Here is a 6077-nt window from a genome sequence, read left to right on the forward strand (position 1 = left end):
CGGGGATGCAATGCCCGTGCATGCATCCCCGCCCCTTTCGCATCAAACAATTTCGCCGGCAAACCGCGCCGCAACGCCAGCGCTACCCGCGCTGCGGGCCTACTGCCGCTACAAGCGGTTCAAGCCCCAGCTCGCACGCGTAATCCTCCTGCGTAAAGACTTCGACCAACTCAAACGTGTCGGATTCGTCGCCAAACGCAAAGTGCAGCACCGAGCAGTTGCCCGGCACGCGATCGCGCTCGTCGGCCGCCGCACCCTTCACGTGATCCATAAACTCCTTGATAGCCGAGCCATGGCTTACCGCGAGCACACACGTATGGTCCGGACGCTGCATGAGTTCGGTCAGCGTCGTCACCATGCGCTCGCGCACCTGGATCTGGCCCTCGCCGCCAAATTGACGATAGAAATCGCGCCACGGGCGCTCGGGCATAAGCATCACGCGCTCGGCCTCAAAGTCGCCAAAGAACCACTCACGCAGGCCGTCCAGGCGCTCGTACGCCAAGCCCGGCCACAAGTTGGCGATAGTCTGCTCGGTGCGATGAAGCGTGGAGGTGTAGGCATGATCGGGCTCAATGCCGCGCGCACGTAAAAACATGCCGGCGCGCGCCGCCTGGTCGCAACCCAACTGCGTAAGCGGCGAGTCACTCCACCCCTGAATGATACGCTTAAGGTTGAATATCGTCTGTCCATGACGGACCAGATACAGATCTTTATTCATAGGGGTCCTTTCGTTCGTTACCAACCCAAGAGCGAAAACGCCCCGTCGCAATAGCCAAAATGAAGCACGGCACCGTTGTCGGGTAGCTCTCCCCCGCCAGTCACATACTCAAGAAACTCCTGGCAGGCTGAGCCGTGGGAAACCGCCAGCACGCAGTTGTGCTGCGGCCGGGCCATAATACGGGACAGCGCCGCGACCATGCGCGACTGAAGCTGCACTTCCGACTCGCCGCCAAAGGCCACCGGATAATCGCCCCAGGGCTGCGGCGGCATCTCGCGATTTGATGTGCCCTCCAGCGAGCCAAAATGCCACTCACGCAGGTCATCGACCAGCTCAATGGAACGGCCCTCGCCAACGATAAGCTCGGCCGTATGCCGCGCCCGGCCCAACGGCGAGGAATACACATGATCAAAGGCCACGCCACGCGCCGCAAACGCCGTACGCGCCGTCAGCGCCTGCTCGCGCCCGCGCGCCGTAAGCGGCGAATCGTGCCAGCCCTGCAAAATGCTCTGCACATTGAGCTCAGTCTGCCCATGCCGCACCAAATACAGATCTGCCACACGCTCTCCCCTCGTACCACCACAAAGGGGACAGGCACCTTTGTGGTGGTTTACCGTCTGATCACGCCGCGGTGACGCTCAGCTACACCAGCACGTCGGCGAGCGGGCGCTTGGGTACGTGGTGCACCTGCGCATCGTCACGCCAGTAATTAATTGAGCCGTCGGGGTTGGAATCGATCGCATCGATCATCTGCGTCTCGGCCGGCACGCCAAAAGCCATGATCAGCTTGAGCTCATACTTGTCGTTATCGAGCCCCATAGCATCGATCGCGTGGGGCGTAAAGGCCTTGAACATGCAGGCTGCCACCTCGGGCGTGGCGCTGCGAGCGGCGAGCATCATCGTCTGCGCGGCAATGCCCGTGTCGACCTCGGTGATGGGCGCGGCGGGCTTACCCGGAACAGCGCGCTCGGCAAGAATCGCGATGTAGCCGGTCGGACGCTCGCCCTCGGCAGGACCCGACCAATCCTTAAGCGCGCCGGCCCATGCAAGCTCATCAAATACACGCGCGCAATCCTCGGCACCGCTCACCACATGAAAACGCAGACGCTGAGCATTGGCGCCGCAGGGAGCCAGGTGCGCCAGTTCCGCCAGCTCGAGCAAAAACTCGCGCGGCACGCGCATGGACTCGTCAAAACGGCGGCACGTACGGGCGCGGCGGACCAGCGCGTCAAACGTGTCCAGGCCAAGCTTTTCGCAACCCTGCTTTGCCATCGACTCGGCGCTTACCGGCGCCGCGGGAACAGCTTCGTTCATAAGACCCCCAATAAAAGCCAATTGTTCTTAAGAAAATCTAACCTAAAACGTAGGCAATTACACACAGCGGCGCAATGTTCCACACCTGTTGAATATTCCGCATCCAAACGGGAACAAAGGTAACAATTCGGGAAGATGAGGCTCCCATTCGCCCTTCCCGCCCCACGCGACGGCGCCCTTGGGCGATACTGGTTGCAAGAGCTACGGCTTACGCCGCACGGAAAGGAGACATCATGGGCATCTTTAAGAACGATGACAAGCAATCGAGCGCGTTTGGATTTGACGAGAAAAGCATGGCAGGCAAGGCCGTCAAGGCCGTGCGCTGGATTTACGCCATCACGGGCGTCTTGGCGCTCGTCGCCGGCATCGCACTGCTGTTTGCGCCCGCCAAATCCCTCGTCTTCCTGACGACCGTCTTGGGCATCTACTTTGTGATCACGGCCGCGATCAGGCTGTTTACCGCTGTTTTCGAGCCGCTGCTGCCCACCGGCTGGCGCGTTACGAGCATCATCTCCAACCTGCTCATCATTCTGGGCGGCGTCATAATCCTGCGCAACCAGGCCTTCTCGACCGCGACGCTCACCACGCTCGTGGTGGTCGTCGCCGGCTTTGGCTGGATCGTCGAGGGCGTCATGTCGATTCTGGAATCCGAGCTTTCCGCCAACCGCGCCCTCGCCATCCTGAGCGGCGCGCTCTCCATCATCGCGGGCATGTTCGTGTTTATCTATCCGCTGTGGTCGGCCAAGATGCTCGTCATCTTTAGCGGTGCCGCGCTGCTGGTGTTTGGCGTGACGCTCATTGTTCGCGCCATTCAGTTTGGCAAACTGGTGCGCTAGATGCCACGAACGCTCTTTATTGATGCAGACGCCTGCCCGGTCACGCGCGAGTCGATTGACTGCGCGCGGCGGGCGGGCGTCGCCGTTGTTATCGCCGGCAACAGCACGCAAAACCTGGAACGGCACATTCGCCGCGACGACCCGCGCGATGCCGAGCACGCGCGACGCGGCTTTTGGGTCACGACGCTCGACGTGAGCGTGGGCGCCGACAGCGCCGACTTTGCCATTGTCGAACGCCTGCAGGCGGGCGACGTGGTCGTGACGCAGGACATTGGCTTGGCGAGCATGGTGCTCGGGCGCGATGCCGCCGCTATCGGTGTGCGCGGGCGCGTCTACGACAAAGCAACCATCGACATGCAGCTGTTTATTCGCCACGAGGAAAAGAAGGTACGCCGCGCCGGCGGACGCACTCGCGGTCCGGCAGCATTTACCAGCGAAGACCGCGCCCGCTTTAAACGCAACCTCACCGAGCTGCTGCGCTAACCAAGGTAGATTTTTGGGCTTAGAGACCAAAGGCGGAGAGAACGAGTCCCCAGCCGGCGCCGATGACGTACATCATGACCAGAAACAGGGCGTTTTCGCGAGCGCTGCGGTTGGTGCGGAACAGCACCAGGTAGCCCACGCCAGCGGAAATGAGCGTGCCGGCGAGCATCGGGGCCAGCTGCAGCGCGCCTTCCAGGTACAGCTGCGTAATGACTACGCTCGCTGAGCAGTTGGGGATCAGGCCGACAAGCGCCGAGCCCAGGACGGCGAGCGTCTCATTGCCGCGCAGGAACTGCTCGATTGCGGACTCGCCAAAGGCCTCGAGGACGGCGACCAGAATCAACGTCACCAGGAAAATAAATGCCGATACCTGCACGGTATGCGAGATGGCGCTGCGGATAATCGACAGGACAGGAGCGCCTTCGTGGGAGTGGGAGTGACCGTGGTCATGATGGTGTTCATGCTCGCCCTCATGTTCGTGATCGTGGCCATGTCCGTGTTCGTGCTCGTCCTCGTCTTCATCACAACCGCAATGGTCACGCTCGCACAACTCGTGGATATGGTCGGCGCTCACGCCCGCCTCGGCAACCTCGTCGATGATGTCACCGCCAGTGTGGTCGTCGTGCGCACAGTTCACATGAGCCGGATTGGCAGCAGTCCCCAACACGGTACGGCGAATCGCCGCATGCGCGCGGGCATTACGACGAAGGCCGCGGATAGCCGCATCCACGATAAAGCCCGTGACCAGAGCGATCAGCGCCTTCGAGGCGAGCAGCATCGCCATGGTCTGCACGGGAACTTGCTCGGCGAGCAACAGCGGCAGCATCTCGTCTGAGGTCGAGAGGAACACCGCAACCAGCGTGCCCAGCGTCACGACGCGACCGGCGTACAGCGTGGCCGCCATGGCCGAAAAGCCGCACTGCGGCACCATGCCCAGCAACGAGCCAACCACGGGGCCGGCGGCGCCCGCGCGCTTGATAGCGCCGTTGACGCGGTCGCCCGCCACATGCTCCAGCGTCTCGAGGGCAAGATACGTCACCAACAAAAACGGCACCAGGGACAGCGTGTCCTTGCCGGCGTCGAGCAGAATATCAATCAGTAAATCCATGACGGATGGAACCTTTCGTGTCTTTCGGCAACATTGTAAAAGTCCTAGCGGTCAACTAGGGTATTGTAGTTGTCCCGGGCGTTGTGCCAATAGTTGCCCATGGTAAACTATCATCTCGCCACAACTCAGTAACCCCGAGCCGCGCGACGCGGCCCGTCCAAGGAGCAGCCTATGAACGTTTCGCAAGCACTCGAATACGAGCGCCAGCCGTTTATCCCCATGTTTATCTATGGCGATCACGGCGCCATGGAGTCCGAGCGCCAGAAGGGCGAGGAGGCCCTCAAGGCGCTCGAAACCGAGTACTTTACCGCCGAGGGCGACCCCGGTTTCGACTTTGCCACCGTGCGCGACCTGGCCGACCGCAACCGCGACCTGTGCGACCAGATCGGCGAGGCGCGCCTGCGCAACGTGACGCCCGCGACGCTTTCGCGCGGCCTGTCCGATGCCGACACCTGCGCCGCCATCGGCAAGATGCAAAAGCGCACCGCCGCGTCGGTCATGCGCGAGATCCGCGGCGACCGCGACGCGCTCGGCGTGGCCTACGCCCGTAAGCCCATCCAGGGCACCGTGCTCGGTATCGACATCGAGACCACCGGCCGTGCACCCGAACGCGGTTATATCATCAACGTCGGCTGGGAGATCATGGAACTCACCAGCGACGCCGTCCCGCACGATGCCGAGGCGCACTACTGTGGCCTGCCCGACATCTACCGCGGCGAGGATGTGCCGCTATCGAACATCCATCACATTACTTGGGACGACATCGACGGCAAAAAGCCGTTCCGCGAGAACAAGGAACTGCAGAAGCAGCTGCTCAAGCTTATGAAGAAGTATCCCTATATGGCGCATAACGCCGCGTTCGAGGACAGCTGGTTCAAAATTCACCTGGACGGTTACGCCGAGGCGCGCCGTGCCGGCAAGATTATCGTCATCGATTCGCGCCAGATCTGCCGCAGCCTGGATGCCGACGTCCGCTCGCTCCCCCGCGAGTCCGCCCCCGCCGCGCTCGAGAACTGGGCGCGCCGCCGCGGAACCCTCGCCGCCGACGCCAACGAGCAGCATCTGGGTCTGGACGACACCGACCTCATGCTCCGCACGGTACAGGCCGAGTTCAACCTCAAGAACCTGTTTGCGAAATAACCGATCCATCTGCGGGAGCGCCTGCCAGGCACAGCGCAATCCTCTGGGCGCACCGGCACGCAGTAAACTAGGGCGCAGCCTTATGGCTGCACCCTAGTTTTCATCAAAACAAGCAAATACGCGTGCTTCACACAGTCGACAGGTTGACCCACCTACATTTTTCGAGTTGTTCGGCCAGCTGAACCACTAGTCAAGGCCCCTTGAACCGCAATCGAGCGCTGTAGTCGCCTTTATTTCGCAACCAAGCCCCATAAATCTACCTGAATCAATTCGAATAGGACATTGTAAACACACCATTCGTATAGGATAAGGCCGAATAACTCAAATTATGTTGGTGAGGCTTCTGGGCGTTCGGTAAAAACGCCCAGAAGCTACGAACCCGCAAATAAAGTTCACCAAAAAAGGCGCAGCTGGCAGAAACCTCCCCAGCCGAAGCTGCCCCATTACAGTCTGAAATAGGCCATCGATAAATTTCGAT

8 protein-coding genes are annotated in these 6077 nt (G+C 61.1%); 3 read left to right on the top strand and 5 right to left on the bottom strand.

Features of this window, described 5'->3' with window-relative positions:
• Positions 1-82: 82 nt before the first annotated feature.
• The 3 genes from DW925_RS07415 to DW925_RS07425 all read right to left on the bottom strand — a co-directional run bounded on the left by DW925_RS07415 (position 83) and on the right by DW925_RS07425 (position 2032).
• Complete coding sequence (locus DW925_RS07415; protein ID WP_117583772.1) at positions 83-718, bottom strand: histidine phosphatase family protein; 636 nt, start codon at positions 716-718, stop codon at positions 83-85.
• Positions 719-735: 17 nt separating this feature from the next.
• Positions 736-1278: a histidine phosphatase family protein gene (locus DW925_RS07420; RefSeq protein WP_117583773.1), complete on the bottom strand. Its 543-nt coding sequence runs from the start codon at positions 1276-1278 to the stop codon at positions 736-738.
• 82 nt (positions 1279-1360) lie between these two features.
• Positions 1361-2032 (bottom strand): nitroreductase family protein, encoded by a 672-nt coding sequence (locus tag DW925_RS07425; protein WP_117563980.1) that lies wholly within the window; start codon positions 2030-2032, stop codon positions 1361-1363.
• Positions 2033-2265: 233 nt separating this feature from the next.
• On the opposite strand from DW925_RS07425, the gene DW925_RS07430 reads away from it, so the two are divergent.
• Complete coding sequence (locus DW925_RS07430; protein WP_117583774.1) at positions 2266-2868, top strand: HdeD family acid-resistance protein; 603 nt, start codon at positions 2266-2268, stop codon at positions 2866-2868.
• Entirely contained in the window at positions 2869-3351 is a 483-nt protein-coding gene (locus DW925_RS07435; protein ID WP_006235439.1) for a DUF188 domain-containing protein, read from the top strand.
• A 19-nt stretch (positions 3352-3370) separates the two neighbouring features.
• Here DW925_RS07435 and DW925_RS07440 read toward each other — a convergent pair whose 3' ends face one another.
• Positions 3371-4459, bottom strand: a complete 1089-nt coding sequence (locus tag DW925_RS07440) for a putative manganese transporter (protein WP_117583775.1) — start codon at positions 4457-4459, stop codon at positions 3371-3373.
• A gap of 171 nt (positions 4460-4630) precedes the next feature.
• Between DW925_RS07440 and DW925_RS07445 the strand changes: the two genes are divergently transcribed.
• Positions 4631-5599: a 3'-5' exonuclease gene (locus DW925_RS07445; protein ID WP_117583776.1), complete on the top strand. Its 969-nt coding sequence runs from the start codon at positions 4631-4633 to the stop codon at positions 5597-5599.
• Between the two features lie 265 nt (positions 5600-5864).
• On the opposite strand, the gene DW925_RS10265 is transcribed toward DW925_RS07445, so the two are convergent.
• A partial coding sequence (locus tag DW925_RS10265) for a hypothetical protein (protein ID WP_233540258.1) occupies positions 5865-6077 on the bottom strand: 213 nt, incomplete at its 5' end.

Source organism: Collinsella sp. AM43-1, from assembly GCF_003467925.1.
Classification (GTDB): Bacteria; Actinomycetota; Coriobacteriia; order Coriobacteriales; family Coriobacteriaceae; genus Collinsella.